The sequence below is a fragment of the Saprospiraceae bacterium genome (assembly GCA_016717265.1).
Lineage (GTDB): Bacteria > Bacteroidota > Bacteroidia > Chitinophagales > Saprospiraceae > Vicinibacter.
This window is the reverse complement of sequence record JADKFX010000001.1, coordinates 2,536,144-2,555,984: the sequence shown is the minus strand read 5'-3', so window position 1 is coordinate 2,555,984 and position 19,841 is coordinate 2,536,144. Positions and strand designations below refer to the sequence as shown.

The window sequence follows — 19,841 nt, the reverse complement described above, 5'->3', positions numbered from 1 at the left end:
ATAAGCTACTTCTCTTTGAATATCCTTTAATCTTTAAAATCGCTCTGCTTCCCATTGAATTGAAGCCCAATCTATAAGTTCATCAATTTCCAGGTTCGCCATTTTATTTGCGTAAAAATATAAACCTAGAAAATCCTGACTCACCATTCGACCAAAATCATCGATAAACAAAATTCTATTTATATGAAAAATACCTAATGATTTGATGCCAATTGAAATAATAGTTTCGATGGATCCCTCCAATTCCGATGGATAAATTAATTCGTTATTCTGAGATTTATCAAATAGAATTGTGCGCACTTGCAAACACAGTGTTTCGAATGCCTGCTTTGGAAACGCAAATTCTTCTTCTGGCACTTGAACTACGCTATATACATCCATAGGAGCATACATCTTTGACAACAATTTAAAGGCTACATAAGCTACTAAATGAGCTGGAAGAATAAAATTATATTTTTTATATGCCAGACCAATTTTCTCACCCAATTCTCTGGTATAAATCATTTCTCTTTGAGAATCTACAGCGAGCTTTCCATCGGTAAGAAAATAATCAGCACATCGAATAACATGCGCTTTTGAATCTATACTTTCTCCAATTTCATTAAACACATTTCCAAAAACATCCATTGGCTTTCCAAAAGTCAATACAATCCTGGAAGCATTTGATAAAATTCGTTTTGTAAATTTTAAATAAGCTGAAAACCCATCTTTAAATACTCTGGCAGTATATTTCTCTTGACCCGTCGTACGCAAATGTTGGATGACCAATGACCGTGCCTCTAAAACACTTTCATAGCCTAATACCACCGGTACGACTACCACTTTCTTTTCACTACCGAGCTCAATTAAGCTTCTTTGAGCCTGGATTAAAGAACCCAAAAGTCCTAATTTGACTTTAGTTTCTACTTCCCCGGATCTGGATCGGGTTCCGCCGGGAAAAAATATAGTATTCATACCTTCCAGAATAGAAAGCTTTGAATAACTATTGAGCGTTTGCAAATAAATCACATTCTTTTTCCGGCGATCTACCTTATAGGCTCCTAAACGATTCATGAAAAATGCAAAAAATTCTGAATCAAACAAATTTAATCCGGCTCCATAAGCAAATGCTGGCATGCCTAAAGCTACATCAATGGTATAGCCAATCATTATGGAATCCAGATTACTAGAATGTGTTGGGACTAAAACAATAATATGATCTTTAAACAAACTGCGAACTTCCTCACAATGCCCATTAATTTTAATAGATTCAAGGTTTTTTCGCCGCATTCTTTTAAAATTAATTAAAGATTGCCAACTAAAAGGATATAGTAAAAAGTGAAATACAAAATCACTTATTTTACGAGCTGTTAAAAATGTTTTCGGATTAAAATGTCCGATAATTTCCTGACCATATCTTTTTATAAGTCGGATTAATGTATCCTGATTTGCTTTGTATTTGTCAGATTCTAATTGATTTTCATTATACTCATTCTGGATTTTTCGGTAATACTCCATTTCATTTGGAGGATCCGCATTCCATGGATTTGATTTGACACGTTGCTTTTCAAGATAGATTGTTCTGGCAATAGCCTGATCCATATCGTCTTTAGGGAGTGTATTAAAATATCCTATTACATCTTTTGTTAGTTTTTTTAAAAATGCTTTTCTTGTATTGGTAAATTTAGAAATTGGCCATTTACTTAAATCCGATTCTAAATGTTCAAATTTTTGATATGTTGAAATATTTTTGAAATCCATTTTAAATAATTAACTTTAAAATTTAAATTGATTTGAGAATTGCATTGATAGCTGATACCACAACATCTCGTCCGAATGCTTTTTCTGCACTGGTTTCAAACATTGGTGGTAATGTTTCCCAAAATTGAGATACTTCATTTTCAAACTTCTGCTTATTAATACTTAGTTTTCGTTTTGTTGATTTGTCTGTTTTGGTAAATAAAATATAGAATGGAATATTCTTCTCGCCTAAATCATTGATTGTTTCAATATCAATTTTTTGCGGCTCAATAGAAGAATCTACTAATAAAAATAACAAGCATAAATTTTGCCTTCCGTTTAAATACCGTTTTATTTCTTGCGCCCAGAGTTCCTTTTTATCTTTGGAAATACGGGCATAACCATACCCTGGTAGATCCATCATAATCCAAGAATTATTAATCAGATACTGGTTAAACGCTTGTGTTTTACCAGGCGTTGAGGAGACTTTTGCAATTTCTTTTCTATTACATAAATAGTTTATAAGACTACTCTTTCCTACATTGGAGCGACCCCAAAAACAAAATTCAGGAAATTTAGACTCCGGTAAATCTTTAAATTTTGGAAAGGAACCGATAAATTCAACATGTTGTATTTGAGCGTCCATACGAAATGCAAAGTTCGTTAAGTTTATCATAATTTAAAAGTAACAAATAATAATATTAAAAATATTACGTATATTTGTTATAAATTAATTCCAAGTGCTCAAATATTTGTATTTTATAGCTTTCTTTATATGCAGTAACGCTGCGCAATCTCAAATAAACTTAATTATTTCAGGTGGGCTCCATAGTGTTGATGTTAGTGCTGATGATTTTCTAATAACAAATCAAAGTTCTTTGGATTCCTTTAAACTATCTTTTGAAGATGCATCCTATGGTTATCACTTTGGTGCTGGAATCCGGATTAATTTTGGAAATTTTTATATCCAACCTGAAGTACTTTTTAATTCCAATAAGGCAAATTTTAAATTCAATGATTTTTCTATTCCCCAATTAGTTGATTCCGTTCGAACAGAAAAATATCAATACCTTGATATACCCGTAATTTTAGGATTAAAGTTTGGAATACTCAGACTCTTTGCAGGACCAGTTGCACATATTTTTATAAATAATTCTTCTGAATTAACAAATATTTCTGGATACAAAGATAAATTCAATACTGCTTCTTTTGGATATCAGGCAGGTATAGGATTTGATATTTCATTCATTGGTATTGACATTCGTCATGAAGGTAATTTTAGCAAATACGGAGATCATATTAACTTTTTTGGAAAAAAATACAATTTCGATAAATCTGCTTCCCGGCTTATTGGAACCTTAAGTATTAAATTTTAACACGAGGATCTATCCAGGTATATAAGATATCTGCTAAACTGTTTACCAATATAAATAAACTTACAGTAACAACACAAGAAGCCAATACAACAGGCAGGTCAAATTGATTCAAAGCTTGAATTGTTAAGTCCCCTAAACCGCGATAATTAAAAACATATTCTACAAAAAATGCTCCCGTCAATAAAGATGCAAACCAACCACTGATTGTTGTTATTATTGGGTTTAATGCATTTGGAAATATATGTTTGTGTAATACTCTACCCTCTTTAAGTCCCATGGATACTGCTGTTCTCACATAATCTTGGGAATAAATTTCTAATAACGATGCTCGGGTCATCTGACAAATCATCGCAACTGGTCGGATTCCTAATGCAAGTGACGGAAGTATGATTCGCCGAAAATCATAAAACTCATTCCCATAATCGTCTAATGCATTTAATGAGCCCTGCACTGGCAATCCTGTAAACGAACCAAAATAATAACCGAAAATAACCGCAAATAAAATTGCAGAAATATAACTTGGAATTGCATAAAATACTGTTGTAATCGCTGTAATACTCTGATCTAACCAACTCCCAAAATGAATAGCAGCGGTAATTCCTAAAAACAAACCAAGCACAATAGAAATTAACATGGCACAAAACCCGAGTGCTAAGGTTGAGAATAAAGCTCCAACAATTAAATCAGAAACTTTTTCACCACTAATGTAGGATCTTCTTAAGTATGGATATTTAAGTATGATCATCTGGTTACTAAAAGATCCTAATTGCAAATAGGAATAATCTTCAAGCCGATAATTATTCCTATGAATTATTTGGAAAGGACTCAAATCCTCAAAGTATCGATAAATTTGTTCACCATAAGATTTATCCAAGAACAACTTAGCTCGCATTATTTCAATTGATTTTGGGTCCGCTCGTTGGCCAAACTGAATTCTTGCAGGGTCAATAGGTGCTAAATAGATTATCAAACTAATAAGACTGATCACTGAAAAGACTGAGATCAGAATTATACCTAATTTAATAATAATAAAACGCATCAAAGCTTGCAGATTTAAATTGAACAAAAGTAAATACCTTTGCCCAATTATTTCCTATGCAAACAGTTCATTTTGATATAGAATACCTAGAACCAAATAGTTCTATTGGATTTGGTCCCCTGGATCTGAGCTATTGGAAAACTCCAAAGGAATTTTCGCCCCTATTATCAGCTGTACCTTTAATAAGCAATATTGAAAAGCAAATTGAAAATAGAAAGGATTTTAAATTTAGAAATAAAATTACAGAAATACTGCTTAAACAATATGCTGGAATAAATCACAGTACGAAAGTTATTGAACAGATTGAAAAACTCAAACTTAAGAATACTTTTACCGTAATTTGTGCACATCAGCCCTGTCTTCTGGGTGGTCCCTTATTCTGGGTCTACAAAATAGCTTCTACTATAAAACTTGCTAAAATTCTTCAGTTAAAGTATCCTGAGTATAATTTTATTCCAATTTATTACGCTGGAAATGAAGATCATGACTTTGATGAAATCAATCACCTTAATTTATTTCAACATAAAATTGTATGGCAAGAACAGCCAGGGATTGCAACCGGACGTTTGGGTTTAGGTCAATATCATTCCGTTTTAGATCAAGTTGAAAATCTATTTCAAAGAAATGAATTTGCAACACAATTTTTTAATAAAAATAAAGCATGGCTTAACATTTGTTCAAACTATGCAGATTATTACAGATTATTTGTCGATGCATTATTTGGAAGTGAAGGCTTGGTTTATTTTAACCCTGATGACGAAGATGCTAAAGCACTATTTTCTGGCATCATTGAAAAAGAAATACGCGAACGATTTATTTATGAGAATGCAATTAAAAGCAGTTTATTCTTTGAATCCTTAAAATTCCCACTCCAGGTAAATCCAAGAACTCTAAATTTATTTTACCACCATCCAAGCGGAAGAAAACGCATAGCCATTGAAGCTGGATATTTTCATTTAATAGATACAGATATAAAATGGACTGAATCTGAAATTTTAAATGAACTAAAACAGAATCCTATAAATTTTAGTCCAAATGTATTAATGAGACCTTTATATCAGGAATTCCTATTTCCGAATGTGGCATTTGTAGGAGGAGGAGGCGAAATAGCTTATTGGATGCAATTAAAAAACTGTTTCCAGGAAGTCGATATTCCGTATCCGCTTTTATTCAGAAGGCTTTCTGCATTTCACTTTGATCAATCTCTTTTATCTAAAATAGCGAAAACAATTTATAAACCAATAGACTTTTTATTGCCCATCAATGAATTAGAAGTTGGATTTATAAAACTACAAAAAGACTCCCATACACTAAACGAAGAAGATCTATCCAATACGAAATTATTACTCGAAAAAATCAAAATTAGTTGTTCAAATTTAGACAGCTCAACAAAAATTAGTATAGAAGCTGAACTGCAAAAAATTTACAAATCACTGGAACATATTGAAACGAAGCATACTAAGTCTATAAAGCAAAAACACGAGCAAGAAATTCAAAGTATACGCAAAATAAAGGAGGTTCTTTTTCCGGATAATAGCATCCAGGAGCGGCATTTTAATTTTTTAAGTTATTATTTAAACTTTGGCCAGAAATATTTAGATATGTTAATGGATACTTACCAACCAGACCTGGCTCAGTTTGCGATCATAAAAGAAATAAAATAATCAAACTTCGATTGGTTGCAACATTTCAATTAAATCAGAAAGCGTTGCTTTTAAATCTTTGCGGTCAATAATAAAATCCAGAAAGCCATTCTCTAATAAAAACTCAGAACGTTGAAATCCTTCTGGCAAATCTCTTTTAATAGTTTCTTTTACAACCCTGGGACCAGCAAAACCTATTAACGCATTAGGTTCTGAAAAATTAATGTCTCCTAACATGGCAAAGGATGCTGTAACTCCACCTGTGGTAGGATCCGTAAGAAATGAAAAATAAGGAATTTTATGTTTTGCTAATTGTGTCAATTTAGCGGAAGTCTTTGCCATTTGCATTAATGAAAATGCCGACTCCATCATTCTTGCACCACCAGATTTTGAAATTATCAAAAGAGGTGCTTTACGCTCAATACAAACATCGATGGCCCGACTAATTTTTTCACCCATAACGGAGCCCATTGAACCACCTATGAAGGTAAAATCCATCGCTGCAGTGACTAATTCACGGTTTCCAATAGTACCAATTGCAACGGTTATAGAATCCTTATGTTCCGAATTAGCACGAGCATCATCTAATCTTTTTTGGTACGATTGAAGGTCCTTAAAATGCAAAAAATCTGTAGAAATCAGATTTTCAAATAACAAAACATAATCATCATCATAAATAAGGTCAAAATACTTATCTGAACTTATTCTTGTATGATAATTACATTTCGGACATTTATAAATAGACTCTTTTAATTGCTTCGTAGTAAGCATTTCAGAACATTCAGGGCATTTAAACCAAATACCATCTGGAGTTTCCTTCTTTCCTTTCGTTTTTGTTGAAATACCTTCCTTGAGTCGTTTAAACCAACCCATATATTTATTTAAATTTAGTTGACAAATAAAATTGTCTGTGGGATCAAAGCAAAAATATACTTTATTCACCACTTAACGCTTGTAATTTGGAATAATCTCTTAATTTTGAAGCGATTTGAGAATTTAAATATATAATAAATTGATTTACAAATAATTATGAAGGTGTGTTTGATTGGTTATGGAAAGATGGGGGAAGCTATTGAGAAAGAACTTTTAGAAAGATCTCACCAAATTTGTGGAAGGATTACAGGATCCAACAGGGAATCTTTACCAGATTATTTAAAAGAAGCTGATCTAGCGATTGAATTTACGAGTCCGGATGCTGCAATTGCTAATATAATTCAATGTTTTAAACAAGGAGTGCCAGTTATTTGTGGCACCACAGGTTGGAATAAGAATTGGGATGAAGTTGAAAAACAAGCTAAAGAATTGAACGGATCCCTTATTTATGCTTCTAATTTTAGCGTCGGAGTACAAATATTTTTTGCATTAAATCGAAAATTAGCTTCGATGATGTCCAATCAAAATGAATTTACCTGTAGTTTAAAAGAAATTCATCACACCCACAAAAAAGATGCACCAAGCGGCACAGCCCTGAGTTTAGCTTTGGATATCATTGAAAATCATACGGCTTATGATCAATGGTCACTTGCGGATCCTTTAATTGAAAAAACCCTGCATATTAATTCAGAGCGAAAAGATCCAGTAGTTGGGACACACATCGTAAGCTATACTTCAAATATTGATCAAATTGAGATTAAACACGAAGCTTTTAGTCGGCGAGGTTTCGCATTAGGAGCTGTAATAGCTGCAGAATGGCTTTATGGAAAACAAGGAATTTTTACGATGAAAGATGTGTTAAATTTAGAGGATTAAATTTGTACCTTCCTAAAATGAATCACTTCATTACTTTAAAGATCAATACAAACCTATTTATAAAATGATTAGTCAAAGGTCTATTGAAGAAGTTATTGAAACGGCACGTATTGACGATGTTGTTCGTGACTTTGTAGATCTTAAACAACGGGGTGCAAATATGATTGGTTTGTGCCCATTTCATAAAGAAAAAACGCCTTCATTTTCTGTCTCCCCTACTAAAAACATTTTTAAATGTTTTGGGTGTGGTAAAGGGGGTACCCCAGTTCAATTTATGATGGAAGCTGAACAATTGAGCTTTCCGGAAGCTATTCGGCAATTAGCTAAAAAATATCAAATCACTTTAGAAGAAACAAATCAAAAAGAATCATCGGTTGAAGATCGCAAAGAAACAGAAAGCCTTCATATAGTAAATCAATTTGCGCTCGATTTTTATAAACATAATTTATGGGAAAATCAGATAGGTCAATCGGTTGCACTATCCTACTTTAAAGAAAGAGGTTTTCTGGAAAGTACGATTAAAAAATTCGAACTCGGATTTGCATTTGACCAACAAGACAGTTTGTTAATTGCTGCACAAAAAGAAGCATATAAATTAGATTATTTACAAAAATTAGGATTAGTAACCAATCATCAAAAGGATTTTTTTAGAAATCGGGTAATTTTTCCAATTCATAATTTAAGTGGAAAACCAATTGCCTTTGCTGGCAGAATATTAGGTTCAGATCCAAAGGCACCTAAATATATTAATTCACCAGAGACTGAACTTTATCAAAAAAGCAAGACTCTTTATGGTTTGCATTTAGCGAAAAAATCAATTCGGGAAAAGAATCAATGTATTTTGGTAGAAGGCTATACAGATGTTATGGCTTTACATCAAGTTGGAATTGAAAATGCGGTGGCTTCTTCAGGCACTTCTTTAACGGAAGAACAAGTACAAAGCATCAAGCGGATTACTACAAATACCACCATATTATATGATGGTGATCCGGCTGGTATTAAGGCTGCAATGCGTGGAATTGATCTTCTGATTTTGGAAGGTATGGATGTTAAAATTGTTATGATTCCTGACAATGAAGATCCTGATGGTTTTATAAAAAAAATTGGTGCAGATGCATTTGAAGAATTTATAAAAAATGATGCAAAAGATTTCATTTTCTATAAACTGAGTTTACATGCAAAAGATGCAGAAAATGATCCATTGAAAAAATCGGTTGCAGCCAAAGATGTCATACAAACCATTGCAAAAGTTGAGGATCCAATCAAACGATCTATTTATTTAAAACAAACTGCTTCAGCACTCCAATTAGATGAATTAAGCTTAATTGAAGCTTGTAATAAGCTCCTGCGTGAAGAATATAGAATTCGTTCCTTTCAGGAAAAAAGAAAGGCTTTAGATCGGGATCAACAAATCTTAAAAGATTTAAATGAAGGAGACACCCTGGTAAGTCATCAGCAAATTATTAGTTTAACGAATGATGAATTTCAAGAGAAAGATATTTGTAGAGTTTTAATATTATGGGGAAAGGAATTGTATGATACGGTTGAAAATATTTCTTGTGCTGAATATATTATCGAAAATATTTCAGATACGATTCCATTTTTTGACAATGAACTTATTAAAAATATTATTCTTGATATTTCAGAACAATTGACCCTGGGCAAAATACCGGATTCCAATTATTTTATAACACATTCAAATAAAAGTATTGCAGATTTAGCTTTAGAATTTACAATGTCCAAATTTGAATATAGTCAAAATTGGGTTGATCGGTATGGAATTTATCTAAGCACACAAAAACCACCTGAGGAAAATTTTAGACTCGATATTACAAATTCTATCTTGAGGTTTAAATTAAAGAAATACAATAAAGCAATTTCTGAATTTGAGAAAAAAATTAAAAACCATAGTTTGAATGATGAAGACCTGGAATTAGAACTAAAGTCTCATCAACATATTGTAAACGAACGGAATTATTTAGCAAGCTTATTAAAAACGGTTGTCATTTAATGCTTATAGAACGCCTGAAGACACTAGATACCGTTCTGCATCTAAAGCAGCCATACAGCCAGTGCCCGCAGCAGTCACTGCTTGTCTGTAATTTCGATCCTGAACATCTCCACATGCAAAAACACCCGGTCTATTTGTTCGTGTGCTACCGGGTATTGTTTTAATATAAGCTTGTTCATCCATATCAATCCAATTCATAAAGGGACCCGAATTTGGCTGATGGCCAATTGCAACAAAAAATGCTTTAACCTGAATTTCAGAAATTTCCTTGGTTTTATTGTTTACTATTTTGATGGATTCAACATCTTCGTTTCCCAGTACTTCCAGTGTTTCTGTATTCCAATGCACAATAATTTTAGGATTATTTAAAACACGTTCCTGCATTATTTTAGATGCTCTCATGCTATCCTTTCTTACTAAAAGATGGACTTCCGGACAAAGCTTCGCTAAATAGGAAGCTTCTTCTGCTGCTGTATCACCAGCGCCTACAACGGCAACGGGCATTCCACGAAAAAAAAATCCATCACACACCGCACAAGCAGAAACGCCTCTATTCATAAGTCTTTTTTCAGATTCCAATCCAAGCCATTTTGCACTTGCACCAGAAGAAATGATGATTGTATGCGCTTGATACATATCCCCGGATTCAGACCATATTTTATGAACAGGTCCTGTGAAATCTACTTTAGAAATAATTTCAAACTTAATATCCGTTTGAAAACGTTGCGCTTGTTTTTGAAAATCCTCCATCATTTTAGGTCCCTGGACACCATCAGGGTAACCCGGATAATTTTCCACCTCTGTTGTTATCATCAATTGACCGCCAGGCTCACTTCCTGTAAAAAGCACTGGATGCATATTCGCTCTGGCAGCGTAAATGGCTGCAGTATAACCTGCCGGTCCTGAACCAATTATAATTGTATGGTGAATAGTTTGTTCCATGATTATATTTTATATTCAATTAAATGATGATCAATACAAATTTGTTTAACATCCTTAAAAAGATTTGGTTCATCTAAATATGCATTTTGAATAAGTGTAGCCCTTTGATAGAATGTACTTCTTTGCTTCAATAAAATAGTAATTTGGTGTAAGATTTCTGATTTACCATTAAATACGGGCCTTCTGATTTTTTCAATATTTGTAAGCAGTTTCTCCGGTGAACTTTTCAAATAAAAACTTGTGCTAAATTCTTGAACAATCGACATATTGTCAAAATAACAAGGCGTTCCCCCTCCTAAAGCCAGGATCAATGGATCCCCTGTGAGTAAATCCAGCAAGGCAGCCCGTTCTTCAATCCGAAAACACATTTCTCCATACTTCTCCCAAAACAAAGATATACGCATACCTGTGCGGATTTCAATTTCAGCATCTAAATCAAAATAAGGAATTTCAAAATGATGACCAAGCTCTTTTGAAATCCAAGTTTTACCACACCCTGGCATCCCTAGAAAACAAATACTAGAGTTTAAATTATACATCTCTTTTGTTTGAATTCAATATATTTGTGTTATGAATGTTTTTCGAATTCTTTTATTGATTTTTACAATTTTTATTGCAGGGTGTAAAAATACAACGGATTCTTTGCCAAATTCAAATCAAGCTAAAAGCAATCAGGATTCAAATCAAATAGCAAAAATATATTATAAAGAGTATTTATATGATTTTGACACCTTAAATTTTGGAGATAGTGCATCTCATGATTTTAAATTTAAAAATCAAGGTACCACTATCCTGCGAATCACAAAAATGGATGCGCAATGTATTTGCGCGACACCAAAAGCATTAAAAATGATTATAGAACCCGGTGACTCTTCTGCTATACGGGTTGTTTATCATTCAGCAGTAACTCCCGGCTATGTTGAAAAAGAAGTCTATATTAGTACAAATACAATTCCTCCAATGGCAACTTTAAGAATCACTGGATTTGTAAAACCATTTAAATAAGTTTCCAAACTAAGCAGATTCGAAGTGGCTTAAAACAAAACTTTCGGTAATAAAAGGATTGAAACACACAATTAAACTAGAATTGAATACTTTTGCAGCATGATTTCATATAAATTTGTACTGATTTCAATCATAGCTCTATTTGTTGCTTGCAAACCAAATGCTAAGCTTGAACCAAATTCATATGATACACTTATAAATAATCCTGCTTCTGCAAATAATCCTGAGGATTCCATCAATATTCCTAAGATATATTTCAAAGAAACCAATTACAATTTTGGTATAGCAACTCAAGGTGATACGATTACACATGAGTATCGTTTTTATAATACAGGAAAAGCAACCTTATTAATAAGTAATGTAAGCAGTTCCTGTGGATGTGCAATTCCTAAAATTGAAAAACAAAAACTAGAACCCGGAGATTCTTCAATCTTAAAAGTTGTATTTTCAACAAACGATAAGGTTATGTATCAAGAAAAAGAAATCACAATTTTTGCTAATACATTTCCAGCTTCAACAAAAATATTATTAACAGGTTATGTCAATCAATAAAATATTGAATATATGAGTATAATTATTTTATATGTTATTCTTTTTGGAATTATGTATGTTTTTTTCATACTTCCAAAATCAAAACAACAGAAAGCACAAAATTTATTTATTACTGAAGTTAAAAAAGGAGATCAGGTTGTCACCCAATCTGGCATTATTGGGCGAATCACTAAAATTGAAGACTTAGTAATTGAACTCCAAATTGATTCAAAGACTTATGTTAAAGTATTGAAATCCACACTTTCCAAGGAAGGTACTGATGCAATTAAGGACAAATTTCAATTTGAGCATTAAGACAATTTGGACTTATCGGTTCCTGTTTGACATTTCTTTTTGAAATTCTTCCATGGTATAATTTTTATAAACACCTTCCGGAGGAAGCATATCTTTTGGATTAATTTCTTTATCAAAACTTTTGGCCTCCATAAGCAATTCCATTTGAAATGCACCTCCGCCCATGACCATATTATAAGCTAAAGGTGTACCTTTTATTTTTAATTTATGATTGCTTTGTGTAACAAAAGAAGGATCGAAATTGAGTTCATTAGTAACATATAACTTTAAATTCATTTCTTGAACATCGGTTTCTTTTGAATTTGATGATGGGATACTCATTTTAATATCATAGCGATGGCATTTAAAACCTAAGATTTCTCTGGTATCTTCAGGATGTTCTATGATTTGCACAGGATTTGAGGTGTCGGCATTTGCCAAAGTAGCTGATCTGGGTTGTGCAATTTTATACATTTTGCCCATGATATCCAGATACATAAATATCGAATCTGCTTTAAGATCAACGATATTGGTGGTTTTCATCATCATCATATTTATCACGGATTTCTGGGTAGTACCGTTAGAAAATATGGAAATATCCATTGCACCTAAGACAGAAGCCATTTCTGGAGGAGCGTCTTCTCCATTCATTTTAATTCCTTTGACTTCCATTTTTAGTGCTCCAGTAGTGAATTGGCTAAACCCTATAAAAGAATTAATAAGTAAAAAAACAAGAGTTGTTAATTTCATTAGCTTCATCATGCAATGTTAAATAAGTTGTGATCCCGTCAGGATTCGAACCTGAGACCTACTGCTTAGAAGGCAGTTGCTCTATCCAGCTGAGCTACGAGACCATTTAGTTTTATCAATTGTGACTTTCAATTTAATTACATACACAAAATAACATTCTACCATGTGCTTTTCAAATATTCCTATGCAATTTGCTCCCTGCCTGCTTGCCTGCTAACCCATTTACTCTCCTTTTGACAAGCGGGCAGGCAGGTATCCAGCTGAGCTACGAGACCATTTTTGTTTTATCGATTGTGACTTTCAATTTAATTACATACACAAAATAACATTCTACCATGTGCTTTTCATTTATTCCTATGCAATTTGCTCCCTGCCTGCTTGCCTGCTAACCCATTTACTCTCCTTTTGACAAGCGGGCAGACAGGTATCCAGCTGAGCTACGAGACCATTTTAATATTAAATAGGGCGCAAATATAGAACTATCAGCGAAATTTACTTAATTCGTTAACTTCATTTGAAGATTCTTACCATTTTTAAATACAAAATCAAGTACAATTATCCCTTTTGGAAGTGATTTCCTAGAAATTATGATGTCGTTTGTCAATGGATTTTGATTCAACAATAGCTGACCACCAAGTGTATATAACTTCATATTTATAATCTCTTGATTATCAAAGCCAATTAATATATGATCAGTAGTATATGATACTTTCGGCTCTACCTCTTCAGAAATCTCTGTCTTTACAGTTGTGCCAACTTTAAATGAAAATTCCTTGGAACACGCTTTACAATCAATAATTACTAATTTATAATTTCCAGTTGCAAGGCTACAAACTTGACTTGTCGTATCTCCAGTGGTCCAAATATATTGATAAGGTTTACATCCACCATCAACAACAACTTCAATACAGCCATTTTGAGTGCCATCATCTTTCGTGATTAAGGTATCAATTACTTCAAGTGCTGGAGAAAAACTTAAATCCACTAATAAAAAACTATCACAACCAAATTGGCTTTTAAATTTAAAAGTATGAATCGGGTTATTCTTATCAAAAATTATATTATTAATGGTAATCGTAGCTTCATTACAGAGTGTGTCGTCGATTTGTTCTAAAACTGGTTGAAAAAAGACAGTAGATATATGAACGATACTATCACAGCCATTAATTGTAGCATTTTTTAAAGTATCAATTCCGGTTTCTTTGCCTGAATAATATTTCTTACTGTGTATAACAATCGTATCGCCGAAACATGCCTTTTGATCATAAAATGATTCTTTTGTTGTACATTCAAATAGTTTTACAGTCCAGAAATCTGGAGGAACTGTATTTGTCGCTGGTAAGTCTGTATTAACGCTGAAAGATTGCGCTGCAAAATATATGGATCCGTCATTTCCAAAACACATTGCACCAGCATTTTCACCAGAGGTACCTCCATAATTTTTTTGCCATTTGATATTTCCAGAAGTATCCAACTTCATAACAACCACATCGCTTCCTCCATAATTTGCAATCATATCTTGATCTCTGGAACTCGAATTTGCTAATAAAATAATGTCATTGTTCGCATCTAATTGAGCTTTCACTGAAGTCTCATCATTTCTTCCGCCAATATTTTTTTTCCACTGAAGGTTGCCAGCTTTATCCAATTTTACCATCCATAAATCCTTAGCTCCTTTGAGGCTATCTACCTGCCCACCTACTGTATTCACGGTGCCGAAAATGATCATGCCAGAATCCCCCAAATTAACAGCATCCCCAAATAAATCATCACCTGGCCCCCCGATTGTCGTAAGAAAAACTTTATTGATATTTCGGTTGATTTTTAAAATAAAAATATCTTTCTTTCCTTTGCTCATACCATTAAAATCGAGATCATTTGATTCTGTCTCACCAAAAATGAGCATTTGACCGCCAAATGATTCTGCTCTCAATATTTTTTTTGCCGTTTCATCTTTGGTACCACCAAAAGTTGCAGTTTTTACAATAGCACCTGCTTCATCAATAGAAGAAACCAAAATATCATTTCCACCTTTCGTAGGACTATTTAAAAGATCCCTGTCGATTGATTTAGTGTGCCCTGCAATAAAAATTCTTCCTGCTTCTAAATAAAATAAATCATTCAATAGATCATTATTTGTTCCTCCGATACTTTTTTCCCACACTTTTGATCCGTTAACTGGGTTATAGGCTAATATCCATATATCCGTTAGACCATATAAATTTGAAACATCCGATCCTTTTCCATTTGTAAAGCCGCCTAAGATTACATTTCCAGTTGGTAATGTCACAAAGGAGTTTACTTGATCCGATTGTGGACCTCCAAACGTTTTCAAACGGATTAAATCGCCTGTCGGCTTGAATTGACAAACTATAAAATCATCACCTCCTTTATTTCCACCCACATTGGTAGATGAACTTCTTCCTGCTGCAATCAACATAGTATCGTTATAGACACCCATGACATTGGCAATATCGGAAACATTGCCACCAAATATTTTACTCCACAATTTAACGGGTTGAGCATTTGATGAAAATGCAACTAAAATCAATAAATACAATATACCTTTTTTCATTTGGAAAAATTTAGAAATTATTCAAATATCTTCGCGATTCTACCTAAAAGAACTATGCCAATTTAAAATGCATACAGTAAAGATAGAATCAAGTTGGAAAGAATTATTGAAAAATGAGTTTAATACCCTCTATTTTCAACAAGTTTCTGAACAAATTCGTTCCGAAAAAGCCAAAGGATCGATAATTTATCCTCCAGGCCCATTAATCTTCAATGCTTTCAACTCCTGCCCGTTTGATAAACTAAAAGTTGTAATTCTTGGCCAAGATCCATATCACGGTCCAGGTGAAGCCATGGGGCTCTGTTTTTCAGTGCCTAAAGGGATTCATATTCCGCCATCATTACTTAATATTTATAAAGAATTAAAGCGGAGTTTTGGCTTTGAAATTCCGATTCATGGAGATTTAAGTAAATGGACCCGGGAAGGTGTCCTTTTATTAAATGCTTCCTTGACAGTCCGCCATAAAATGCCAAATTCACATAAAAACATAGGTTGGGAGCATTTTACAGATGAAGTTATACGCAAGATTAGTACTCATAAAAATCAAATTGTGTTTATGCTATGGGGAAATTTTGCAAAATCAAAAAAGCCCTTAATCGATTCAAACAAACATCTTATTTTAGAAAGTCCTCACCCTTCGCCTCTGGCAAGGGGTGGATTCATAGGGAATTCTCATTTTTTATTAGCTAATAACTATTTGATTGACAATAACATACAACCAATAGATTGGAAAATTAACTAATATTACTTGATTTTAAAATAAAACGAATAAATTTGCCTTATTAAAAAACCTTTAAACAATTCATTATGAAAATCAGAAATTTGATTGTTCTCGTATTTTTTGCTATTACATTTAGTTTACAAGCACAGGATTACAAATCAGCAATAGGTTTAAGACTAGGCTCTCCTTTGAGTCTATCTTTTAAGACTTTTATTTCTGAAAAAGCTGCTATTGAAATTGCCGCAGGATATAGAAGTTATTCTTACTACAACTGGTTTAACATTGGTGGTTATTATCAACACCATATGCCAATTAATAGTGTAGATGGGTTGGCTTGGTATTTTGGGGGTGGAGTCAATGCTTATTTTTGGTCTTTTGATGATGTATATTATCCAAATAATGATTTTTCATCTTCTTCCTTTGGACTTTCAGGTTGCTTAGGCTTAGACTATAAATTTGCAGATTATCCAATAAATTTATCCGCTGATTGGATCCCTACATTTTTTATAAATGGTTTTGGTGATGGCTTTGGTGCTGGATATGGTGCCCTTGCAGTGCGTTACGTTTTTAAATAAATAAATTAAACTTTAAATATAAAAGCCAGATACTAATTTTAGATCTGGCTTTTTTTTTACAATTAGCTTTAAATATTCTTACACTAACACGCTTATAAATAATTAAAATCTAGTAGTGATTTTCTAAGTGGCAGATTAGGTTTGAAGCAACTTTTTCTTATTCCTTCTCCAAAGCACAATAAGTGTAAAAACAATTAAGTAAGGCATTGCAAGAAGGTATAATATTCCAGTGTTTAAACCTTTCCCCGCAGAACCACCAGACTTAAGATTTGTTTCAGCAGCCATCTTACACATTGGACATTGCGCAAATAGAGCATCATTAAAAAATAATATAACGAATGCTAAAAATAGGATAATTATAATTTTATTCATTATTATGTATTAAAACAAGGAACTAATAATAAATAGCATAAGGGTCCACTTATGCAGATATATAGCCAAATTGGAAATATAATTTTAGCTAATTTTTTATGCCTTTCAAACTGCTCCGTTAAACCACGAACATATGTAAAAACAATAAATGGAAAACTAATTCCAGATAAAACAACATGACTTATCAATAATGAAAAATAAATAAAACGAATCCATCCTTCTTTACAATATTTTACTTCTACACTTGTAATATGATAAATAACATAGGAGATTAAAAACAGAAAAGATATACTGATTGCTAAAGTCATTAGCCGTTTGTGATTCTGAATGTTTCTTTTTTTTATTTGAACAAATGCTGCAATTAATACGACTGCACACAAGGCATTTAAACTCGAATGAAATTTCGGAAGGAATGAAAAATCGATGGTAGATTCGACATGAATTTTACGCATAAATACCACAACTAACAATATTAAAACACTAAATATTGTAGCAAAAATATTTAATTTTTTTATCGCTGATTCGCTCCAATGCATACGTTTATTTTAAACTAAGAAATACCGGAACTTGTCGCGCCATATGTTTTACCTGTTCAGGATTCGTCAAATCATAATAATTTCGAATTTTACCAAACTCATCTAAGAAAATTATCAGATCTTTATTCTTAAGCTGATCTGGGATAGAAAAAGCATCTTGTCCAAATATATAAATATGCTTTTCAGCCATATATGTTTTGATCCAATTTCTATCTTGACTCAAAGAAAAATTCTTACTCATATCGCCGATTAATTCTCCAGGATATAAGCCTATCATAGAATACATATTTATTGAAAATTCCTCTTTAGCTTGTTTATAAACATTTTTTAAAATTTCAACACTTTTAGCTCTGAGTGAATCGGCGCCAATGACCCCGATAATCCACCGTTTGCCAATTAAGCTTTCGGAGTAAAATAAAGAATCTTGATCCGTCACTGATTGAAAGTTACCCATCTCTGCTTTAGGTTCTAAATCAAGCATAGCTTCCTTCCGCATCTTTGTACCTGAGTCTAAGTAATACCAAGCAAACAATGGCAAGCCAATCAAAATTACTGCAAGCATAAGATTGGTCAATACTTTCTTCATAGCAAAGCGTTTGGATTATATAAGTATCGAACAGGCTTTATTGTTTAAACTCATTAATATTATTAATGAGCTTTATGTGCATTACTATCAACAGCTTCTGTATTATGCTTCACATTCAGGATATTATCATGTTGGGTGGTATCCGTTGTATTTGAATGTATGGTTTCTTTATTATGATGAGAAGACGGCATAGAAAATTGTGCAATGGGTCTATCATTTACTTGTTTTCTCCAATGATACCATGTATTTCCTTCTGTAAAGAACGCTATAATAGCCCAAATCAATAACATTGTTGGCATTAATACACTTCTCATAAGTCCAGGTACTTCATATCGCATGTGCATGAATTCGAAAATGATATAATATGCCTTATAAATTGACATTGAAATCATCAATAAATACATGATAGAACGGGGTAAATGAAAGCCATGAATAATATAGCCTTTACCCACTAAGGCCACCATAACTTCTAAAATCGTTACTATACCCAACAGTACAAAACCTTTGAATACTACTTTTTTACCTTCCTCGTAACTTAAATGTGCCATTTTTCTATAAAATTTGAATTAAAGTAGATAAAATACCAAGAATACAAATACCCATACCAAGTCTACAAAATGCCAATAAAGCCCTATTTTTTCAACCATTTCGTAATGATTTTTTCGTTGGGCATAAACACCGCTAGCAACATTTATCATAATAATTAATAAAAACGCTACCCCACTCAATACGTGAAAACCATGAAATCCTGTTATAAAAAAGAATAAAGCGCCAAATGCTTTAGGCCCAAATTGCTGTTCTTTAATATCCCCGGAAGTCACTTTGTATTTTAAAGGTGCCCAGTCTTCACCATGTTTATGAATTAAATATGTAGTTCCAATATGAAATGTATCACCTGCCTTTACATCGTGCCCATCTCCTTCTAAATAAACACCTGATTCTATATGGGTACCAAATGGATTTTTATGAATTGTCATATGTTCTCCACCCATTAAGGTCGTCCATTCCCAAGCCTGACATCCTAAAAAGCATAAGCCTCCTAAAATTGTCATCAACATCCAGAAAACAACCCCTTTTTTGTTATAGCGATGGCCCTCTTGCACTGCACGAACCATCGTAACGCTACTTACAATCAGTACGAAGGTCATGAAAGTTACAAATATCAATGGCTTATGATGAATTCCGCCTGGTAAGCTTGAAAAAACAAAATCCGGTACAGGCCATGTTGCACTACTAAACCTTAAAGTTCCATAAGCAATTAAAAATCCTGCAAACGTAAATGCGTCTGATAATAGAAAATACCACATCATAAGCTTGCCGTAACTCGCTTTAAATGGTTCTTTTCCACCCATCCAAACCGATTCTTGCTCGTTTATATCGTGTGTATGTAAAGTTTGTTCAGATGCCATTTTAAATT

22 protein-coding genes and 1 tRNA gene are annotated in these 19,841 nt (G+C 33.0%); 9 read left to right on the top strand and 14 right to left on the bottom strand.

Annotated features, from left to right (window positions below; genetic code table 11):
• Positions 1–33 precede the first annotated feature (33 nt).
• Together IPO86_09870 and IPO86_09865 are read right to left on the bottom strand one after the other, a co-directional pair.
• Positions 34–1,740 (bottom strand): 1-acyl-sn-glycerol-3-phosphate acyltransferase, encoded by a 1,707-nt coding sequence (locus IPO86_09870; protein MBK9728412.1) that lies wholly within the window; start codon positions 1,738–1,740, stop codon positions 34–36.
• A 22-nt stretch (positions 1,741–1,762) separates the two neighbouring features.
• Positions 1,763–2,365, bottom strand: a complete 603-nt coding sequence (locus IPO86_09865) for a YihA family ribosome biogenesis GTP-binding protein (GenBank protein MBK9728411.1) — start codon at positions 2,363–2,365, stop codon at positions 1,763–1,765.
• Between the two features lie 94 nt (positions 2,366–2,459).
• On the opposite strand from IPO86_09865, the gene IPO86_09860 reads away from it, so the two are divergent.
• A complete protein-coding gene (locus tag IPO86_09860) occupies positions 2,460–3,095 on the top strand; it encodes a PorT family protein (GenBank protein ID MBK9728410.1) in 636 nt (211 codons plus the stop codon).
• Here the strand turns inward: IPO86_09860 and IPO86_09855 are convergent.
• Positions 3,085–4,134: an ABC transporter permease gene (locus IPO86_09855; GenBank protein MBK9728409.1), complete on the bottom strand. Its 1,050-nt coding sequence runs from the start codon at positions 4,132–4,134 to the stop codon at positions 3,085–3,087. The two genes, IPO86_09860 and IPO86_09855, sit on opposite strands and share 11 nt — an antisense overlap.
• A gap of 56 nt (positions 4,135–4,190) precedes the next feature.
• On the opposite strand from IPO86_09855, the gene bshC reads away from it, so the two are divergent.
• Complete coding sequence (gene bshC, locus IPO86_09850) at positions 4,191–5,798, top strand: bacillithiol biosynthesis cysteine-adding enzyme BshC (GenBank protein ID MBK9728408.1); 1,608 nt, start codon at positions 4,191–4,193, stop codon at positions 5,796–5,798.
• Here the strand turns inward: bshC and IPO86_09845 are convergent, their stop codons facing one another.
• The gene (locus IPO86_09845; protein ID MBK9728407.1) at positions 5,799–6,650 is read right to left on the bottom strand and encodes an acetyl-CoA carboxylase carboxyltransferase subunit beta; all 852 of its coding nucleotides are present in this window, start codon (positions 6,648–6,650) and stop codon (positions 5,799–5,801) included.
• Between the two features lie 156 nt (positions 6,651–6,806).
• Here IPO86_09845 and dapB point away from each other — a divergent pair, with 156 nt between their 5' ends.
• Positions 6,807–7,526, top strand: a complete 720-nt coding sequence (gene dapB, locus IPO86_09840) for a 4-hydroxy-tetrahydrodipicolinate reductase (protein MBK9728406.1) — start codon at positions 6,807–6,809, stop codon at positions 7,524–7,526.
• A 64-nt stretch (positions 7,527–7,590) separates the two neighbouring features.
• Complete coding sequence (locus IPO86_09835; GenBank protein ID MBK9728405.1) at positions 7,591–9,537, top strand: DNA primase; 1,947 nt, start codon at positions 7,591–7,593, stop codon at positions 9,535–9,537.
• A 3-nt stretch (positions 9,538–9,540) separates the two neighbouring features.
• Here IPO86_09835 and trxB read toward each other — a convergent pair whose 3' ends face one another.
• Together trxB and IPO86_09825 are read right to left on the bottom strand one after the other, a co-directional pair.
• Positions 9,541–10,479, bottom strand: a complete 939-nt coding sequence (trxB, locus tag IPO86_09830; GenBank protein MBK9728404.1) for a thioredoxin-disulfide reductase — start codon at positions 10,477–10,479, stop codon at positions 9,541–9,543.
• Between the two features lie 2 nt (positions 10,480–10,481).
• A complete protein-coding gene (locus IPO86_09825; protein ID MBK9728403.1) occupies positions 10,482–11,018 on the bottom strand; it encodes a hypothetical protein in 537 nt (178 codons plus the stop codon).
• 31 nt (positions 11,019–11,049) lie between these two features.
• Between IPO86_09825 and IPO86_09820 the strand changes: the two genes are divergently transcribed.
• The 3 genes from IPO86_09820 to yajC all read left to right on the top strand — a co-directional run bounded on the left by IPO86_09820 (position 11,050) and on the right by yajC (position 12,330).
• Entirely contained in the window at positions 11,050–11,484 is a 435-nt protein-coding gene (locus IPO86_09820) for a DUF1573 domain-containing protein (protein ID MBK9728402.1), read from the top strand.
• Positions 11,485–11,583: 99 nt separating this feature from the next.
• Positions 11,584–12,036 (top strand): DUF1573 domain-containing protein, encoded by a 453-nt coding sequence (locus tag IPO86_09815; GenBank protein ID MBK9728401.1) that lies wholly within the window; start codon positions 11,584–11,586, stop codon positions 12,034–12,036.
• A 12-nt stretch (positions 12,037–12,048) separates the two neighbouring features.
• The gene (gene yajC / locus IPO86_09810; GenBank protein MBK9728400.1) at positions 12,049–12,330 is read left to right on the top strand and encodes a preprotein translocase subunit YajC; all 282 of its coding nucleotides are present in this window, start codon (positions 12,049–12,051) and stop codon (positions 12,328–12,330) included.
• Positions 12,331–12,342: 12 nt separating this feature from the next.
• On the opposite strand, the gene IPO86_09805 is transcribed toward yajC, so the two are convergent.
• The 3 genes from IPO86_09805 to IPO86_09795 all read right to left on the bottom strand — a co-directional run bounded on the left by IPO86_09805 (position 12,343) and on the right by IPO86_09795 (position 15,634).
• Positions 12,343–12,981 (bottom strand): hypothetical protein, encoded by a 639-nt coding sequence (locus tag IPO86_09805; GenBank protein MBK9728399.1) that lies wholly within the window; start codon positions 12,979–12,981, stop codon positions 12,343–12,345.
• A gap of 108 nt (positions 12,982–13,089) precedes the next feature.
• A tRNA-Arg gene (locus IPO86_09800) sits at positions 13,090–13,163 on the bottom strand.
• A 392-nt stretch (positions 13,164–13,555) separates the two neighbouring features.
• Positions 13,556–15,634 (bottom strand): hypothetical protein, encoded by a 2,079-nt coding sequence (locus IPO86_09795; GenBank protein ID MBK9728398.1) that lies wholly within the window; start codon positions 15,632–15,634, stop codon positions 13,556–13,558.
• Between the two features lie 67 nt (positions 15,635–15,701).
• Between IPO86_09795 and ung the strand changes: the two genes are divergently transcribed.
• Positions 15,702–16,376 carry a uracil-DNA glycosylase gene (ung, locus tag IPO86_09790; GenBank protein MBK9728397.1) on the top strand — a complete coding sequence of 225 codons (675 nt, stop codon included), beginning with the start codon at positions 15,702–15,704 and terminating at the stop codon, positions 16,374–16,376.
• Between the two features lie 65 nt (positions 16,377–16,441).
• Positions 16,442–16,930: a hypothetical protein gene (locus tag IPO86_09785; protein ID MBK9728396.1), complete on the top strand. Its 489-nt coding sequence runs from the start codon at positions 16,442–16,444 to the stop codon at positions 16,928–16,930.
• 135 nt (positions 16,931–17,065) lie between these two features.
• Here the strand turns inward: IPO86_09785 and IPO86_09780 are convergent, their stop codons facing one another.
• The 5 genes from IPO86_09780 to IPO86_09760 form a co-directional block, all read right to left on the bottom strand.
• On the bottom strand, positions 17,066–17,302 hold the full coding sequence (locus tag IPO86_09780) for a hypothetical protein (protein MBK9728395.1): 237 nt from the start codon (positions 17,300–17,302) through the stop codon (positions 17,066–17,068).
• A gap of 2 nt (positions 17,303–17,304) precedes the next feature.
• On the bottom strand, positions 17,305–17,838 hold the full coding sequence (locus tag IPO86_09775; GenBank protein MBK9728394.1) for a DUF420 domain-containing protein: 534 nt from the start codon (positions 17,836–17,838) through the stop codon (positions 17,305–17,307).
• Positions 17,839–17,842: 4 nt separating this feature from the next.
• Entirely contained in the window at positions 17,843–18,424 is a 582-nt protein-coding gene (locus tag IPO86_09770) for a hypothetical protein (GenBank protein ID MBK9728393.1), read from the bottom strand.
• A 62-nt stretch (positions 18,425–18,486) separates the two neighbouring features.
• On the bottom strand, positions 18,487–18,972 hold the full coding sequence (locus IPO86_09765) for a cytochrome C oxidase subunit IV family protein (GenBank protein ID MBK9728392.1): 486 nt from the start codon (positions 18,970–18,972) through the stop codon (positions 18,487–18,489).
• Between the two features lie 18 nt (positions 18,973–18,990).
• On the bottom strand, positions 18,991–19,833 hold the full coding sequence (locus tag IPO86_09760) for a cytochrome c oxidase subunit 3 (GenBank protein ID MBK9728391.1): 843 nt from the start codon (positions 19,831–19,833) through the stop codon (positions 18,991–18,993).
• Between the last annotated feature and the right edge of the window lie 8 nt (positions 19,834–19,841).

Coding starts and splice junctions, on each gene's coding strand:
- ung (MBK9728397.1), top strand. CDS start 15,702: ATGCATACAGTAAAGATAGAATCAAGTTGGAAAGAATTATTGAAAAAT.
- IPO86_09870 (MBK9728412.1), bottom strand. CDS start 1,740: ATGGATTTCAAAAATATTTCAACATATCAAAAATTTGAACATTTAGAA.
- IPO86_09855 (MBK9728409.1), bottom strand. CDS start 4,134: ATGCGTTTTATTATTATTAAATTAGGTATAATTCTGATCTCAGTCTTT.
- IPO86_09815 (MBK9728401.1), top strand. CDS start 11,584: ATGATTTCATATAAATTTGTACTGATTTCAATCATAGCTCTATTTGTT.
- IPO86_09785 (MBK9728396.1), top strand. CDS start 16,442: ATGAAAATCAGAAATTTGATTGTTCTCGTATTTTTTGCTATTACATTT.
- IPO86_09865 (MBK9728411.1), bottom strand. CDS start 2,365: ATGGACGCTCAAATACAACATGTTGAATTTATCGGTTCCTTTCCAAAA.
- IPO86_09820 (MBK9728402.1), top strand. CDS start 11,050: ATGAATGTTTTTCGAATTCTTTTATTGATTTTTACAATTTTTATTGCA.
- IPO86_09760 (MBK9728391.1), bottom strand. CDS start 19,833: ATGGCATCTGAACAAACTTTACATACACACGATATAAACGAGCAAGAA.
- IPO86_09780 (MBK9728395.1), bottom strand. CDS start 17,302: ATGAATAAAATTATAATTATCCTATTTTTAGCATTCGTTATATTATTT.
- IPO86_09835 (MBK9728405.1), top strand. CDS start 7,591: ATGATTAGTCAAAGGTCTATTGAAGAAGTTATTGAAACGGCACGTATT.
- IPO86_09765 (MBK9728392.1), bottom strand. CDS start 18,972: ATGGCACATTTAAGTTACGAGGAAGGTAAAAAAGTAGTATTCAAAGGT.
- yajC (MBK9728400.1), top strand. CDS start 12,049: ATGAGTATAATTATTTTATATGTTATTCTTTTTGGAATTATGTATGTT.
- IPO86_09770 (MBK9728393.1), bottom strand. CDS start 18,424: ATGAAGAAAGTATTGACCAATCTTATGCTTGCAGTAATTTTGATTGGC.
- IPO86_09775 (MBK9728394.1), bottom strand. CDS start 17,838: ATGCATTGGAGCGAATCAGCGATAAAAAAATTAAATATTTTTGCTACA.
- bshC (MBK9728408.1), top strand. CDS start 4,191: ATGCAAACAGTTCATTTTGATATAGAATACCTAGAACCAAATAGTTCT.
- trxB (MBK9728404.1), bottom strand. CDS start 10,479: ATGGAACAAACTATTCACCATACAATTATAATTGGTTCAGGACCGGCA.
- dapB (MBK9728406.1), top strand. CDS start 6,807: ATGAAGGTGTGTTTGATTGGTTATGGAAAGATGGGGGAAGCTATTGAG.
- IPO86_09845 (MBK9728407.1), bottom strand. CDS start 6,650: ATGGGTTGGTTTAAACGACTCAAGGAAGGTATTTCAACAAAAACGAAA.
- IPO86_09795 (MBK9728398.1), bottom strand. CDS start 15,634: ATGAAAAAAGGTATATTGTATTTATTGATTTTAGTTGCATTTTCATCA.
- IPO86_09825 (MBK9728403.1), bottom strand. CDS start 11,018: ATGTATAATTTAAACTCTAGTATTTGTTTTCTAGGGATGCCAGGGTGT.
- IPO86_09805 (MBK9728399.1), bottom strand. CDS start 12,981: ATGGAAGTCAAAGGAATTAAAATGAATGGAGAAGACGCTCCTCCAGAA.